Source organism: Hymenobacter arcticus (assembly GCF_054779975.1).
On the sequence record NZ_BAAGXF010000007.1, the window covers coordinates 52735 to 67803 of the forward strand.

A 15069-nucleotide genomic window follows, 5' to 3' on the forward strand; every position below is an offset into this window, starting at 1 on the left:
GCCGCTGGGGGAAATTTGTCTCAATCAAACCCCTGGCCAAGCGCACCTTTCTGCCCTATGTTATCTGTTAATAACTTTGTAGTCACTAAATTAACTACCCCGGTTGCCTTTGCTGCCGCCCTGTTGCTGCCCCTGCTGGGCGCGGCCCAAACCATTGGCAGCTTCTCGCCGGCTACCGGCCCCACGGGTACTACTATCACTATTCTGGGTAGTGGCCTGGCCAATGCCAAATCTGTACTGCTCAATGGGCAGTCGCTGGCAATTAACACGCTCACCAACACGGCGTCTTCGCTGACCGTGACGGTGCCCGTGGCCGCCAGCACGGGCAAGCTGGTGGTGACCACCGCGAGCGGCGCGGTGGTATCGGCCACTCAGTTTGGCGTGACGCGCAGCACCTCTGGCGTTACATTTCCGCAGCAAACCACGAAGGGTAGCAGCTTCAACAGCATTAAGGTGGCCGCCGCTACCGATGCCACCGTGAAAACCAACTACGGGGGTACCAACGGGGCGACGCCAGTGTATTACTCGACCCCCACCATCGCCGACCTCACCGGTGCCGGCCGCACCGACCTGCTCATTGGCAACGCCAACGGCAATATTGAATACTGGCCGCAGTTGGCGGTGGGTAGTTCTTCTTTCGCCAAGTCTGGCAACCTGAAACTGAGCTCGGGCACCGACATTCGGGTGGCCGATTTTGCCAAGCCCACCGTAGCTGATATCGACGGCAACGGCTTGCTCGACCTGCTGGTGGGCACCGGTGATAACCAGCGCATTGCGCGCTTCGAGCAAGCGGGAGCCGGGCTCCTTACGTTTACGTCGAAGGGTAATATCCAGCTTGCGGCCGGCGGCGACCTGGTAACGGGCAGCCAGTTTCCGCGCCCCGCCATTACGGACCTCGACGGCAACGGCAAGCTCGATATGCTGATTGGCGACTACTCGGGCCTGATGAAGCGCTACGAAGCCAGTACCGTGGGCGGCACCACTTTTGTGGCCGATGCGGGTAACATCCAAGCCGATGGGGCCAACATCAAGGCCGATGGTGCCGCGGCCAACGGCACGGCCAAGCCACTGGTGTTTGACCTCGACGGCAACGGCCTGCTCGACTTTGTGGTGGGCAGCCAGCTGGGGGCCATTACCCGGTACGAGCAATCGGCCCGCTACTCGCTCACCTTCACCAGCAAGGGCAACCTGACGACCAATGGCAGCACGGCCGTCAACATGGGTAGCACCGGCAATGCGGAGGGTGGCTTTGCGGCTCCCATCATCACCGATATCAACAACGATGGCCGCCTCGACATGCTCATTGGCAACCAGAACGGGACTATCTACCTCTACACGCAGTCCCAGCAAACGCCGCTTTCCGCCTCGCCGCTGCCCGTGGTACTCACCACCTTTACTGGCCAGGCCACCAGCGCCGGCAGCCTGCTGAGCTGGGCCACGGCCACCGAGCTCAACAGCGCCCGCTTCGACATCGAGCGCTCGGCCGACGGCCAGGTGTTTGCGCAGGTAGGCAGCGTGGCCGCCGCCGGCACCAGCCAGGCCGCCCACAGCTACCAGTACCTCGATGCCGCCGCCCCCGCCGGCCCCAGCTACTACCGCCTGCGCCAGCTAGACCAGGATGGTACCAGCGCCTACTCGCCGACAGTGGTAGTGAGCCGCACCAGCAACCTGAGCCGCACCGCCCAGCCGCTGGCGTTCCCCAGCCCCTTCACCGATGCCCTGCAAGTAGCCCTGCCCGGTGCCGATGCGCCCCAGGCCGCCACCGTGGCCCTGCTCACCCTCGAAGGCCGCACCGTGTATAGCCGCGCCGTGCAGCTGGGCACCACGCCCCAGGCCCTGGCCGACTTGCCCGCGCTGGCCCCCGGCCTCTACGTGCTGCGCACTACCACGGCCGCCGGCACTACCAGTCAGCGCGTTAGCCGCAACTAGCTAAGCATCAGGCTTTTTACTGAAAAGTCCCTTGGGTTTGCCACATTGTTTGTGGCAAACCCAAGGGACTTTTCAGTAAAAAGCTTTTGGCGAAGAAGTTACAGCGATAATACCCGCGTGCTCTCCTCGCCAAACTGACTGATGACGCGCACGGCCACGCGCTTGCCTTTTTGGAGGGCGATGGGGTGCGAGCGGAACCCGTAGAGCCGCTCCCAGGCGTCCTCGTCCAGCTCGATGCGCAGGGTTTGCTCGGCTTTTTGCTTGGCCGTGGCGCTGGCCTGGCCGTCGAGCTTGGTGCGCCATTTTTTGAACTCGCCCTTCTCGCCGCCGCAGAAAAACACCTGCCGCACCAGGAAATTGGAGCCGTCGTAGTCGTCGTCGAGCATCCAGTAGGCAATGTCCTCGACCGAGCGGGCGGCCAGGCGGTTGTTGATGGGGTCCCAGATGTCGAGGCCCTGCACCTCGACTGTGACGGTGCCCGCTTTTTCGTCGCGCAGTAGCCCGATTTCGGGCTCACCGATGGTCACGAACGAGGCGGCTTTCTTGTCCTTCTTCAGCAAGCCTTCCTGCAACAAGTCCTCGCCGATGCGCGCCCGCGTGACCTGGAAGGTGCCGGCATTCATGGTCTGTTCGCGGTTTTCGATGGCATCGTCGAAGGCGAAGCCCAGCACCACCAGCCAGTCGGCATCGCCGAGCTGCCGGCATTCCTTCACCGCGTCGTTCACCTGGCTTTTGCTGACGGTGCCGAAGCGCGGGCCCAGCAGGAAATACGCCTTGCGCTCGCGGCCCTCGGCGTCGCGCCAGTAGCCCTCGGCGGGCAGGGCGGGCGAGGCGCGCCGCTCCACGCGCAGGAACACGGCCTGCTCGTTTTTGGCCCCGTTGCGCACGCCCGAGGCCGTGAGGCCGGCAAATACCCGGCTCTCAAACTGGGCCTGGCTTTCCAGCTCTTGCTTGGGCGCTTCGAGCTCTTCGGGGGCCACGGGGTTGAGGCTTTGCAGGGTTTCGACGGTGAAAGGGCCGGCTACGCGCAGGCGCTTTTTGTCTTCCTCGGGCTGGTCGTAGAGCTTTTCGGTGGCGGGCGGCTCGTCGTTGGCCAGGCTCTTGAGGGTGATGTGCGGCACCTCCTTGTAGCGGAAACCCTGGCGGATATCCTGCCCCGCCTCGTCGTAGAGGCGGTAGTAGGGGAAGGAGGCCGTCATGAGCCGCGTTTTGGCGATGTTGAGGGCAATGCGCGAGGTGTCCATCGTAATCCAGCGGCGGCCCCACTGCTCGGCCACGTAGGCGGTGGTGCCGCTGCCGCAGGTGGGGTCCAGCACAAGGTCGCCGGGGTCGGTGGTCATGAGGATGCACCGTTGGATAACCTTGCTGGTCGTCTGCACCACATACCGCTTGTCTTCGCCACCGCCGCTGGCAGTATCATCCCACAAGTCCGCGATGGGCATTAGCGGAAAGTCATCCAGATACCGCACCAGGTTGATGGAATTGCCCTGCGCCATCAAACGATTTTTGCGGGCCAGATTTGGCAAGCCCCGGTCGGGCGAAGTGCTCCAGAAGCGCGAGCCCGGCCCATACATTTTCCCTTCAAACTCAAACAGGTCTTTGCCTTTAGAATAGCCTTTCTCCGAAGTCAGAATAACTGGCCGGAGCAGCTTGCCTGCTATGCTGCTGGGGTCGCTGTATTCTTCTTTCGTGAGCCGTCGCCGGCCCTGCGAGGTCTCAACCAGGCTATATTGGGCCAGCAGCTCCCGGTTAATCTCCCGGTCTTTATAAATAGGGCGAAACTTAATAGTCTCCTTGTTTCTGGCGTACCAAACGATGTAGTCTGATATTCCGGCCAGTAACTCTGCGCTTCTGGCCGACGTCTTTTTGACGGTTATCAAGCTCACGAAATTCTCGCTGCCAAAAATCTCATCCATCAGATTACGAACGAGGTGCACGTTCTCATCCGAAATCTGCACAAAACAAGACCCTGATTCCGTCAGTAGCTCCCGCGCCACCAGCAGGCGGTCGCGCAGGTAGCTGAGGTAGCTGTGGATGCCCAGCTCCCAGGTGTCGCGGAAGGCTTTGATTTGCTCGGGCTCGGAGGAGAGGTGCTCGTCCTTGCCGTCGGTGACGGTGCGGTTGTTGAGCTTGATTTGCCAGTTGGAGCCGTATTTGATGCCGTAGGGCGGGTCGAGGTACACCATCTGCACCTTTTTGTCGAGGCCTTCGCGCTCCAATAGCGAGGTCATTACGGAGAGCGAATCGCCGAGGATGAGGCGGTTTTCCCAGGCGGCGTGGTGTTGGTAGTAGCTCAGGGGCTTGTCGAGCTCGTCCACCTGCTGGTAGTCTTGGCCGAAGAGGCCGAGCTGGGCATTGGCTTCGGCGAGGCGCTCGCGGTAGAGGCGCGCCATCAGTTCCTGCGGCCGGATGTGCTCGTGGCGGTAGAGCGAGCGGATGTCGAGCTTGAGGAAATCGGGCTGGTTGTCGCCCTCATGGGCGTACTTGCCCAGCCACTTCAGCTCGGGGTCTTGGCCGCGGTGAATGATGGGGTTTTTATCAACCTCGCGCAGGGTGTGGGTTTGCACCTGGGGGTTGAGTTGCTCGGCCCCGGCCTCCGTTTCGGACGGAATGTAGCGGCGCTTGTCCTGGTGCAGGTAGGCGGTGGGGTCGGGGGTAGGCGGGGTGGGGGCAGGTTTTTTAGCCATGACGGGGGCGCCTCACCCCCCGGCCCCCTCTCCGAAAAGGAGAGGGGGAGCCACGGCGGAGCGGGCGTCGATAAAAATTGTTTTACAGACTCTTGCTAGTCGATTTCGTGTTGCTAGCGTTAGGCTCCCCCTCTCCTTTTCGGAGATAGGGGGGTGAGGCGCTACGGCTGACCCGTCACAGCGTCTTAATCTTGTCCACCAGCTGGTTGCGAAAATGCTTCTCGCTCTCGCTGATTTCGACAAAGGCCCAGGGCTCATCCACCGGCAGGTCGAGGGCGGCAAGGTCGCCGTTCACGGCGGGCAGCCAGTAGTTTTCGGTGTAGAGAATTTTGGCGGCCTTGTCCTTATTCATGCCCGTGACCTCGATGAGTAGGTTGACTATCTGGCCGGTGGGGGCGCGCACGCGGGCCAGGAAATCGGGCAGGTAGTCATGCTTGCGGCCTTCCTTTAGGTAGGGGATTCGGAGGTCGAGAAAGGCGTTTTTGACGTAGCTCAGCACCTCGGGCAGGTCTTCGAGCACCTTGGCGCAGATTTGCTCCCAGCTCTCGGTATCGGCCACCACGTAGTTGATGTGGCTTTTGGTGGTGGCAAAAACGGGGCGCGTGGTTTGGCCGTGCACGAAGCGCGTGCTGCCCAGTGGGTTGTAGTAGTTGGGCACCGGCCGGATGCGGCGCTCGGCCGCCGGCTGGCCCACCGTAATGGCCTGAAAAATGTGGCTGGCCACGGCCTGCGCATCCCAGTACTTCACCAGCCGCTTGAAGGCCGGGTCGGTTTGGTGCACCAGCGTGAGGCACTGCTGGTACCACTGCGCCACGATGCGCTGCACGGGCCCGAAAAACTCAATTTTGGGCTCGCCCGCCACGTTGGAAAAGTGGTAGCGCAGCACCTCCCGCGTGAGGTAGTACACCACCTCGCCGTCGCGCAGCAGCTCGTGGGCTTGCAGCGTCATCTGCTCGGTGCTGCCCGAAAACGCGGAGGCCAGCTCCGTGTGGGTGGGTATTTTGGAGAAGTCCAGCTCAAACTTGCCCACCGCCGCGAAGTCGGCCACCAGCTCGCCGGGCCCCAGCTCCTCGCGGTAGCCCAGCAGGTTGGGAAAGCTGATTTCCAAGGCACTACGCTCGGGTAGCGCCCGAATAGCCGTCACTTCATCGCCCTCGGGCCCCGCCCCGCCGCTGGCCTTACCGCGCTGAAACGCCTTGAATGGAATGCCGATAATGCGGGCGTACTCGGGCGGAAACTTGTACTCGGTGATGCGCGCTTTGTCGGCCTTGGTGGTGCCGGTTACGGCCTCGCCGTGCTTGTCGTAGGCCACCAGCTCGTAGTAGCGGCGGCGCAGGGCGCGGCCGGCCACCTGCTCGCACAGCAGCTGCGAGCCAAAGGCGCGCAGGCCCACGATGTGGGTCACGGTGTTGGCGTCCCAGCCCTCGGTGAGCATGCTCACCGATACCACGCAGCGGATGTGCGCGCCCAGCTTGCCGGGCCGGCCCACGGTGTTCACCACCTCGCGCAGCAGGTCTGCCTCGGTGAGGTCGTCGGCGGGCCGCTCGGGGTAGAGGCGGCGGTACTCCTGCCGAAACTGCGCGATTTCGTCCTGGAAAACCCGCCGGAACTCCTCGTTCACCTGCCCGCTGTTTTCGAGCGCATCGGAGTCGATGAGCAGGGTGGGGGGCCGCTGCCGGGCCGAGCCATCGGGCAGGTAGTTGGAAAACACGGCGTGGTGGCCCTGCGCCACCCGCCGGCCGTGCTTGGGGTCGTGGTACTCGTAGCCCGCCAGGTGCTTGTACACCTCCTTCGAAACGCCGGTGTTGTTACACACTACAATGAGCACGGGCGGGGTGCTCAGCAGCTCGGGCCGGCGCTCGCCGCGCGCGCGCATGCCCTGGTCATAGTCCTCATAATGAGCTACTAGCTGGTCGAGGGCCGCTACCAGCAGCTGCGGCAGCTCGGGCTTTTTCTCCACGTAGGCCGCGCCCTGCTCCTTGCGCTCGGTGGCCTTGCCCATCTTGGGCAGCTGCGCTTTTACGTGCTCGTAGAGGTTGCGCAGCACCGGCATATCCAGTTGCTGGGTGTCGTCCTTTTCGGGCAGGTAGGGTATCTTAACCAGCCCACTCTCAATGGCTTCCACCAGGCCGAAGTCGGTGGCAATCCACGGAAATAGGGTGTAGGGCTTGTAGCCCGAGCCCTGCAAGTAGTAGGGTGTGGCCGACAAATCGTACACGGCCGTGAGCTGGTAGCGCTGCCCCAATTCGCGCAAGCCGCTGAACCACACGGCGGCGCGGGCGTTTTCGTCGGGGCCGGCCTCGTCGCCGTTGCTGGCTTTGGCTTTTTTGCCAGGACTGGCCTGCGGCAAGTAGCAGTGGTGGGCCTCGTCGTTGAGCACCAGCAGGCGGCTGCCGGGCCGGAAGCTGCTCAGCAAGCGCTTGAAAACCTGCGCGTAGTCTTCGTATTCGTCCTGCTTCTTACCGTCGGCCCCGATTTTGCCGTCGAACACGCCGCGCTTGTTGCCTTGCAGCGTGCGGGGCTCAAACTGGTGGTAGTTGGCGATGGCCAGCCGGGCATTGAGGCCGTCGAGCAGGCTCTCGTAGGCCAGCGGTACCAGCTTGCGCTGGTGGTAGTAGTCCTGGGCATAGTGGCGGTCGGCGGTGGTATCGGCGCGTAGCACGCCCAGCCGGTCGCGGATGGTGACGCCGGGAGCCACCAGCAGAAAGTAGTCGGCAAAGCGCACGTCCTGGCGGTACTGCTGGCGGTTGAGGTAGTGGTAGAGGATGAGGGCAGCCATTACCACGGTTTTGCCCGAGCCGGTGGCCATCTTGAAGGCGATGCGCGGCAGGTGGTCGGCCGGGTGGGGCGATACCGACTGCTGGCCCGCGCGCAACTGGTTGAGGATGTGGCTGCCCGCGTTGGAGCGCCCGGCCACCTCGTTGAGCCAGATGGCGGTTTCGACGGCCTCGCGCTGGGCAAAAAACAGCTTCTTCACCGGCGACTCGTCCTGGTCGGGAAACCAGTGGGCCAGCAGCTCGCGCGTGACGCGGGTGGCGTCGGGGTAGTCCGCGGTGCGCCACTGGCCCACCTCCCGCCGCAGCAGGTTGATTAGGTGCGTGCCGTAGCTGGGGGCCGCCAGCTCGTTGAATTCGAACACCTCCTTCTGGCCCTGGTGCTTGCCGGGCATGGCCTGCACTTCGGGCACGAATAGTCGCCGGCCGGTCGCTATCTTATCATAGTCGAGGTTGCCCAGCAGGTCGGTGGCGTAGTGGCGCGCCGGCGCCTGGTAGGGGTTGTTGAGGATGGGGTTGCTCGGGGGCTGCGCGGTGGGCTGGTCGGCCGGAAAGTCGTTGACTTGCACTTTTTGAGACTGAATCATTACAAAAATGATTCAATAACCCGAAAGTAGGGCTAGAAAAGCCAAAAAACCGGAAATCTTGCCGAGACACAAACGTGCCACTTTTGTCTCACTCCAACTTAGTGCGTTATGGCCAAGCAACACCGGGGCGAAATCGTAGCCGCCGCCATCACCAAAAGCGGCATGAAGCTGGCTAAGCTGCACGCCGCGCTGGGCATCAGCCGCCCCACCCTCTACCGCCGCCTCGAAGACCCCAACCTGGATTTTGACTTCATCAAGCAAGTCGGCCAGCTCATCTACCACGACTTCGGGCAGGACTTCAAGGAGCTGGCCGCGCCCGCCTACCCCGTGGCCGCCGAGCCCACCGCCAGCTACCAGCTCGACTCGCTGGCCGACTGCAAAAACAAGCTCCTGCACGTGTATGGCCTCTACACCGAGCTGCAGGAAAAGTACAACGCCCTGCTGGCCGAGCGCGGGCGGTAGCCACTCCCTTTCTGTCAGCCATGAATTTCTACGTCGGCGTTACGGACTACAACTGGTTTGATTTTTTGCGGCAGGAGCCGCGGGAGGACATTAATTTTTGGAAGCCGCTGGGCGGGGGCACCCGGTTTGGGGCGGTGCCGCCGGGTGCGCCATTTCTGCTCAAGCTCAAGAAGCCGCACCACTGCATTGCGGGCGTTGGCTTTTTTACCAACCAGATTGACCTGCCCATTGCCACGGCCTGGGACATGTTTGGGCCGCGCAATGGGGCCGCCGACTACCCCGCTTTTGCCCACACCATTCAGAAGTACCGGGCGGCCAACGGCAAGCCGCCCGAACCCAATCCGCTCATCAGCTGCCTGGTGCTGAACGCGCCCATTTTTTTCCGCAAGCCCGACTGGATACCCGCCCCCGAAAGCTGGGGTAATTCCATCGTGACGGGCAAAGTGTATAGTACGGCCGAAGCGGTGGGCGGCCAGCTGTGGGCCGCCGTGAGCGCCACCATGCTGCGCTACCAGCAAGATGCCTTCACCCAGGAGCTGGCCACCGACAGTGTGGCGCTGGAGTCGCCGGGCATTTACCGCGAGGCGCTCACCAAGGTGCGCGTGGGCCAGGGGGCTTTTCGGGCAGTTGGTAACGCAGGCGTACGAGAAGAAATGCGCTATTTCGGGCGAGAAAACCCTGCCGGTGCTGGAGGCGGCTCACATTCAGCCCTTCTCGCAGGCTGGCCCCAACTCGGTGGGCAATGGCCTGCTCCTGCGCTCCGACCTGCACAAGCTCTTCGATAAGCACTACATCACCATCGACGCCACCGACCAGGTAGTGCGCATCAGCTCGCGCATTCGCGAGGAGTTTCAGAATGGCAAGGAGTACTACCGCTTCGATGGTAAGCCGCTACAGGTGCTGCCGAAGCTACTCGGCGACCAGCCGGCCAAGCAGTATTTGCAGCACCACAACGGGCTGTTTATGCCGTGATATTTTTAAAAGCACACGCCGCTTGAGTAGCAAAAAGCGCCTTTATAAAAATTTGCGCAGCTTGTCAAGCAACGTCTTGCCGGGGTTTTCGCCAACGCCACTGCCGGGCGGTGGCGGCAGTAACTGCCTGGCTACTAAGTCAAAGCCCGCTTGTTGAAATGCGTTTTGCAACTGCTGCTGAAACCCGGCCAGGGTGGCGGGCAACTGCGTGGCATCCGTGATGTGGGCCGCATCGTCGGTCGTCCCTATCTGGTAGCCGCGGTCGGTGGGTGGCCCGTGCCGCCACCATTGCCACGTGGTAGCCACGGGTTCTTTGGCAAACAGGGGTGCCAGGTCACCGGCCAGCAGCCAGCGCAGGCGGCCTGGGTCGGTGCCGTCGGCGCGGCACTCTTTGCGCAGGGCTTGCAGGGCCTGCTGCTGGGCGGTGGCGGTGAAGTTGGGGTGCCGCACCAAGTGCAGCAGGTCGAACAAGTCTTTGAAGCGGGGGCGCACCAGCGTTTGGTGCAGCTTCCAGGCTACTTGCAGGGCCAGGGGCGTGGTGTGGGCTACCAGAAAGGCATCGCCCTGCAACGGCCGATATTCCAAGAACTGGCTGGGGAGGTCGATGGGCAGGTTGAACGAGATATCAAGCCAGAGGCCATCGAAATGCTCCCCGTTTATCCAGCATTCCACATCGGTGCTCACGGTAGGAAAATCATCGGCCATAGCATAGTCGATGGAGCGCCAAAAGGCGTTTTCCCGAAAGCTGCGAAACACGATGCCATCAGGCATGGGCAGCTCCGTGATTTTGGTTACCCAGTCGTCGAACAAGGCGCGGGCAGTCGCCACGTCCGCAATCGGCTCCAGGTAAACCCAGTCCAAATCGTTTGGCACGCGGTCAGCTGGGTGCTCAAAGTATTGCCGCGTCACGTAGCTGCCCTTGAGCATAAAAGGCTGGTCGAGCTCGGCCGCCCGGCGAATAAAAGCCTCATAGGCCAGTACTTCGAGGCGTTTGTAGGGGCTGATGTTCATGGCGATTTAACGTGCAAGCCAGCCGGCATCCAGGGCTTGGTTGCTATCATACAAGCAGCATTCTGACTCTTGTTTCAGCAGCGGCCAGCGCGTCTGCAGGGCGGCGACGAGGGCGGCCACCCGGCGCTCAAACCCAGCCGCCGGGCCAAACTCGCGCAGCGTAACGAACCGGGTGCCCGACTCGCCACGCAATGCGTTGGCCGACAGGTGCGCCCCGTGCTGCTCGCAAAGCGCCCGCAGCTCGGCCGGCGCGTGGTAGGGCACCTTGCCGTGCCACTCGAAATAGGGGCCGAAGCCCGGCCCGGCCGCTGGCGTGGCCAGCTGCGGGTGGCGGGCGTCGGTTTCAATTTTGGTGCGCGTGGTGGGCAGCCCCTGCTGGCGCAGGTAAGCGGTATCGGCCTTCGCTGCGGCCAGGGCGGCGGCCAGGCTGGGGGCGTGTACCACCTTGCTCAGCATGGGCTGCGTGGGGCAGGCCCCGCGCGCCAGCTCAATCAGCAAGGGCTTGGCGTGCAGCTGCCCGCACGCCGCCACGAATGCGGCCAGCTCGGCGGGGGGCAGCACGGCCGTAGTAAGGTGAATCTCAAATGGATACATAAGGTCTTCAAAGCTACGTTGTTTCCGGGGTGGGCCCTGTGCAGGTGCAGCCTCTAACTTAGCGGCCTTACCACCTATCCGAGCTTCCCATGCCTGCTCCCCGCCCGCGCCAGCTACGCCGCGATAAAACTCTTTTTGCCCTGGCCATGAACGCCGTGCGCTTGCACCTGGAAGAAGCCGACCGGCTGCACCAGCAGCCGGAGCTGCGCGAAACCCCCGATGCTGGCCTGCAGCTCGTGCAGCAGGGCATCGACCAGTGGGTGGGCTTGGCCACGGGCTACGTGATGCGCAAGTTTCGGTGCCCCGCCCCGCAGGCCATGCAACTGCTGGGCGAGCTGCTGGCCGACTTGAAGTCAAGCATTCCGGTGGCCGAGCTGCGGCAGGTGCCGTTTCAGGAGGCGCTGCGCCTGCCGCCCGGGTTGCTGGAGAGCCAGCCGGAGCCGGCGGCGGCGTAACGCTGCTGTTAGAGGCCGGGCCAAGGCTTCTAATGGGGTGGGCTTAACCGAGGCGGGCTGCCGGCTTTTTACCGGCAGCCCGCGCAGAAATACCAACCTGGAAATCGACTAGTACAGCACCCGAAACTTGATGGTGTGCTCGACCTCGCGCAGGGCCTGAATCACTTCCTGGTCGTACTCGCGGTTGATGTCCGTAATTACGTAACCAATTAGCTCATTGGTTTTTAGGTACTGACCCAGGATGTTGACGTGGTGCTTGGCCAGCACGTTGTTGATGTTGGCCAGCACGCCGGGTACGTTGGCGTGAATGTGGATGAGGCGGTGCGCCTGCTGCAACGGCAGCTGAATGTTGGGGAAGTTGACGCTCTGCTGGGTGTTGCCGGTATTGATGTACTCCATGATGCGCTCGGGCACAAACTCGGCGATGTTGCGCTGGGCCTCGGCGGTGCTGCCGCCAATGTGGGGCGTGAGCAGCACATTGGGCAGGCCGCGCAACTCGTTCTCGAAGCTCTCGCTGTTGGTTTTGGGCTCGTACGGGAACACGTCCACGGCCGCGCCGCCGAGCTGGCCGCTGCGCAGGGCGGCCGCCAGGGCCGGCACGTCCACCACATGGCCGCGGGCGTTGTTGAGAAACAGCGCGCCCGGCTTCATGAGCGCAAATTCCTTGGCCCCGAAGAAGTCCAGGTTGTCGGGGCGGCCGTCGATGTGCAGCGTCACCACATCGGCCTGGGGCAGCATTTCCTCAAGGGTTTTGCACTTCACGGCGTTGCCGAGTTGCAGCTTTTCGGCCACATCGTAGTACACCACTTTCATGCCCACGGCCTCGGCCACTACCGACAGCTGCGAGCCGATGTTGCCGTAGCCAATGATGCCCAGTGTTTTACCCCGAATCTCGAACGAGCCGCTGGCTGACTTGTCCCACTCGCCGGCGTGCATCTTGGGGTTTTTAACCGGAATGCGGCGGGCCAGCATAATAATTTCGCCCAAGGCCAGCTCCACCACCGAGCGGGTGTTGCTAAAGGGTGCGTTGAACACAGCCACGCCCTTTTTCATAGCGGCGGGCAGGTCAATCTGGTTGGTGCCGATGCAAAATGCGCCGATGCCGATGAGGCGGTTGGCGGCGTCGAGCACGCGCTGGGTTACCTGCGTTTTCGACCGGATGCCCAGGATGCTCACGCCCTCGATGCGGGCAATGAGCTCGTCTTCGTCGAGGCCGCCCTTCACTTCTTCCACCTGGTAGCCTTCGTGGCGAAACAGCTCGGCGGCGCGGGCGTCGGGGTTTTCCAGCAATAAAACCTTGATGCGGTTTTTGGGGTAGCTCAGCGTCATGGGTAGTTTCAGTTGGTATAAAAACTCGTCGAAAGTGGGCAGCACCTCGTCGGCGTGGGCCACCACGCTGGGGCGGCTCACGTTTTCGGTGTAGGCGTAAAAGCGGTGGGCCAGGCCGGCCTCCCGAATCTGGTAGTCGGTGTAGCCATCGCCGAGCACGTACACCGGCCCGGCCAGGTCGAGCAGCACCAGCTGGCGGATTTTGCCGCCGTCGCGGCTCAGCACGTTGGCCGGGTCGCAGCCCGTGATGTTGCCCTCGGCGTCGAAGGTGAACGTATTGGCCAGCACGTGGTCGGCCCCAATGCCAAACTCGGCCACCACCGGCTCAATAAATTCACGGAAGCCGCTGCTTACCACGTAGATGCGGTCGGCGTGCGCCCGAAAAAAGTCGCCGTTGCGCCGGATGCTCTCGCTCACTTTGGTTTGCAGGTGGGCCACCAGCGGGGACAGGTGCCGCCGGTGGGCACCCAGCAGCGCCAGCCGCTTGGCCAGCGATTCTTGGAAGCCGATTTCGCCGGCCATGCCGCGGTCGGTGAGGGCTTTTATTGCGCCCACGCGCTCGGTGCGGTCGGGCTGGCCTTGCAGGGCAATATCGGCCAGCTCATCGAGGCCTTCGACCTGCGTGAAAGTGGAGTCGAAATCGAAAACGAGGTAGGGTAGGGGGGCGACGGCGTCGGGCATTTTGGGGTAGAGTTACATTGCCGTTACATAAAAAAACGGCTAACGCAGCGAATTAAGAAGGTTTTCTGAGCCACCAGTTACATAGCCGTTACATAAGAATTAACTCAGGACTGGTACATAACGGGCCTGCTTCTTTGACTTGTTATCGGGGTCGTAAGGTTTTATGAGACCTGCTTCCAGCGTATCGGCAATAATTCGGGAAGCCATAGGGTAGTTCTTTTCAGCAATACCCATTCGTTCCCGAAACGACTGGTTTGACATCGCTTCTCCGTTAGCAAACTTGAGGCAAGCATGCTGATAACAGGCCCGTACCTTATCACGGGAACTCATGTCGCGCAACGGTTTAGGGGCATATAAAATGGCTTGCGTGGAATTATCGCCTCGGATGAAGTCTGGAGCTGGTAGAAAGTGCTTCTCACACTCCTCCACGATACGGTCAACCCCGCTTCCGCGACGTTCACAGAAATTCAGCGTTTTCATAATGTCTGCGATATCTTCATTCCGACTGATTGGGGTATGATTTAAGAATTGTAGCACATTTATCAAGGGTGCACCAGGGTTAGTTACTTCAATTCTGTTGTCAAAAACTTCTACCATTGGCGACGAGCCCGAAGTGGTAAAGTCCTGGTGTATCAGCGCATTGGCTACTAGTTCACGAATAGCTTTTACTGGATAAGTAGGCGATTCTTCCCGGCGTGTTGCGGTAATCTCTTCTCGACTTGGTAGGCGCTCATTCAACCAGGTAAGCGCTTTTACAAAACCTATAGCGTAACCTAAGCGGCCCGTCTGTTCGCGCCCGCCATTTGTTCGGCCCGTACCGTTATAAATAATAATTCTTATACCCTTATACTCTAGGTGAGCAAACTGCTTAAGGTCTCTGGCAAAAAGAACAGCACCCATATTAGTAATATGAAATGTTCCTTGTTCGCGCACTACTACTTTGTCTTGTAAGAAATGGGCTACTATCGCTTGCGCATCAATCGGAGCTGGATAATCAAATAGCTTAAAATACTCTTGCCAGTCAAGTAATTCTAATATGTGTGAAGTACTGGCATTAGCAAACGCGATTGCTCGTTCAAAATTGACAATAGGCTGACCTTGGCGTTCAATACGGTGGCGCTCGTCAGTGTTAAGAGGACCGATACTTTCGCCATCGCGGCCGTAATAATGTCCTTTCCACGCAGTTGGTTGACCTAGTGTAGCCGGTGGAATCTCAAACAGTAGCACGCGCTTACCCTCGTGCGCAGCTTCGTGAATATCGCGAAAGGTCAGGCGATTGGAAGCGTGGTCGGCTATTTCTTTCTTAAGATTTTGCAGCTTGACCGGGTCGGTGCGGAAGGAAGTGCCAACCGCTTTTTGAGTGTCGTTGATACCAAAAACAAGCCAGGCCTCATCAGCTCCTTTCAGGTTGGCTTCATTACTCAAGGCACTGAAATATTCCCCCAATTTTTCGCTATCAAAGCTGTTTTTGGCCTCTTTGAATTCTACTAGTTCCGATTCGGCAGGCATTGCTAATAGCTTGCGCAATATCTCTGTCAAATCGTAGGCGGTCATTTGCGTATCAATGAAGAATGCGTAAAGGTATAGG

The 15069-nt window shown here is 61.0% G+C and carries 11 protein-coding genes; 5 read left to right on the forward strand and 6 right to left on the reverse strand.

What is annotated here, in order from left to right; genetic code table 11:
* The first annotated feature begins 57 nt into the window (after positions 1-57).
* Positions 58-1929, forward strand: coding sequence for an FG-GAP repeat domain-containing protein (locus ACYVGC_RS13305; protein WP_460584322.1), 1872 nt, complete (start codon positions 58-60; stop codon positions 1927-1929).
* A 98-nt stretch (positions 1930-2027) separates the two neighbouring features.
* On the opposite strand, the gene ACYVGC_RS13310 is transcribed toward ACYVGC_RS13305, so the two are convergent.
* Together ACYVGC_RS13310 and ACYVGC_RS13315 are read right to left on the reverse strand one after the other, a co-directional pair.
* On the reverse strand, positions 2028-4616 hold the full coding sequence (locus ACYVGC_RS13310; protein WP_460584323.1) for a site-specific DNA-methyltransferase: 2589 nt from the start codon (positions 4614-4616) through the stop codon (positions 2028-2030).
* 175 nt (positions 4617-4791) lie between these two features.
* On the reverse strand, positions 4792-7977 hold the full coding sequence (locus ACYVGC_RS13315; RefSeq protein WP_460584324.1) for a DEAD/DEAH box helicase: 3186 nt from the start codon (positions 7975-7977) through the stop codon (positions 4792-4794).
* 108 nt (positions 7978-8085) lie between these two features.
* On the opposite strand from ACYVGC_RS13315, the gene ACYVGC_RS13320 reads away from it, so the two are divergent.
* From ACYVGC_RS13320 to ACYVGC_RS13330, 3 genes are read left to right on the forward strand one after another with little or no spacing between them, the layout of a single operon-like run.
* A complete protein-coding gene (locus ACYVGC_RS13320) occupies positions 8086-8439 on the forward strand; it encodes a helix-turn-helix domain-containing protein (RefSeq protein WP_460584325.1) in 354 nt (117 codons plus the stop codon).
* A 20-nt stretch (positions 8440-8459) separates the two neighbouring features.
* Positions 8460-9224: a hypothetical protein gene (locus tag ACYVGC_RS13325; RefSeq protein ID WP_460584326.1), complete on the forward strand. Its 765-nt coding sequence runs from the start codon at positions 8460-8462 to the stop codon at positions 9222-9224.
* The gene (locus ACYVGC_RS13330; RefSeq protein ID WP_460584327.1) at positions 9124-9411 is read left to right on the forward strand and encodes an HNH endonuclease; all 288 of its coding nucleotides are present in this window, start codon (positions 9124-9126) and stop codon (positions 9409-9411) included. Before ACYVGC_RS13325 ends, ACYVGC_RS13330 begins: the two co-directional genes overlap by 101 nt.
* 42 nt (positions 9412-9453) lie before the next feature.
* Here ACYVGC_RS13330 and ACYVGC_RS13335 read toward each other — a convergent pair whose 3' ends face one another.
* Together ACYVGC_RS13335 and ACYVGC_RS13340 are read right to left on the reverse strand one after the other, a co-directional pair.
* Entirely contained in the window at positions 9454-10422 is a 969-nt protein-coding gene (locus ACYVGC_RS13335) for a nucleotidyl transferase AbiEii/AbiGii toxin family protein (protein WP_460584328.1), read from the reverse strand.
* A gap of 6 nt (positions 10423-10428) precedes the next feature.
* Complete coding sequence (locus ACYVGC_RS13340) at positions 10429-11016, reverse strand: hypothetical protein (protein WP_460584329.1); 588 nt, start codon at positions 11014-11016, stop codon at positions 10429-10431.
* A gap of 89 nt (positions 11017-11105) precedes the next feature.
* On the opposite strand from ACYVGC_RS13340, the gene ACYVGC_RS13345 reads away from it, so the two are divergent.
* Positions 11106-11471 (forward strand): hypothetical protein, encoded by a 366-nt coding sequence (locus ACYVGC_RS13345; protein ID WP_460584330.1) that lies wholly within the window; start codon positions 11106-11108, stop codon positions 11469-11471.
* A gap of 108 nt (positions 11472-11579) precedes the next feature.
* On the opposite strand, the gene serA is transcribed toward ACYVGC_RS13345, so the two are convergent.
* On the reverse strand, positions 11580-13481 hold the full coding sequence (gene serA, locus ACYVGC_RS13350; protein ID WP_460584331.1) for a phosphoglycerate dehydrogenase: 1902 nt from the start codon (positions 13479-13481) through the stop codon (positions 11580-11582).
* Positions 13482-13580: 99 nt separating this feature from the next.
* A complete protein-coding gene (locus tag ACYVGC_RS13355) occupies positions 13581-15035 on the reverse strand; it encodes an ATP-binding protein (RefSeq protein WP_460584332.1) in 1455 nt (484 codons plus the stop codon).
* Positions 15036-15069: the final 34 nt, after the last annotated feature.

Coding starts and splice junctions, on each gene's coding strand:
- ACYVGC_RS13305 (WP_460584322.1), top strand. CDS start 58: ATGTTATCTGTTAATAACTTTGTAGTCACTAAATTAACTACCCCGGTT.
- ACYVGC_RS13310 (WP_460584323.1), bottom strand. CDS start 4,616: ATGGCTAAAAAACCTGCCCCCACCCCGCCTACCCCCGACCCCACCGCC.
- ACYVGC_RS13315 (WP_460584324.1), bottom strand. CDS start 7,977: ATGATTCAGTCTCAAAAAGTGCAAGTCAACGACTTTCCGGCCGACCAG.
- ACYVGC_RS13320 (WP_460584325.1), top strand. CDS start 8,086: ATGGCCAAGCAACACCGGGGCGAAATCGTAGCCGCCGCCATCACCAAA.
- ACYVGC_RS13325 (WP_460584326.1), top strand. CDS start 8,460: ATGAATTTCTACGTCGGCGTTACGGACTACAACTGGTTTGATTTTTTG.
- ACYVGC_RS13335 (WP_460584328.1), bottom strand. CDS start 10,422: ATGAACATCAGCCCCTACAAACGCCTCGAAGTACTGGCCTATGAGGCT.
- ACYVGC_RS13340 (WP_460584329.1), bottom strand. CDS start 11,016: ATGTATCCATTTGAGATTCACCTTACTACGGCCGTGCTGCCCCCCGCC.
- ACYVGC_RS13345 (WP_460584330.1), top strand. CDS start 11,106: ATGCCTGCTCCCCGCCCGCGCCAGCTACGCCGCGATAAAACTCTTTTT.
- serA (WP_460584331.1), bottom strand. CDS start 13,481: ATGCCCGACGCCGTCGCCCCCCTACCCTACCTCGTTTTCGATTTCGAC.
- ACYVGC_RS13355 (WP_460584332.1), bottom strand. CDS start 15,035: ATGACCGCCTACGATTTGACAGAGATATTGCGCAAGCTATTAGCAATG.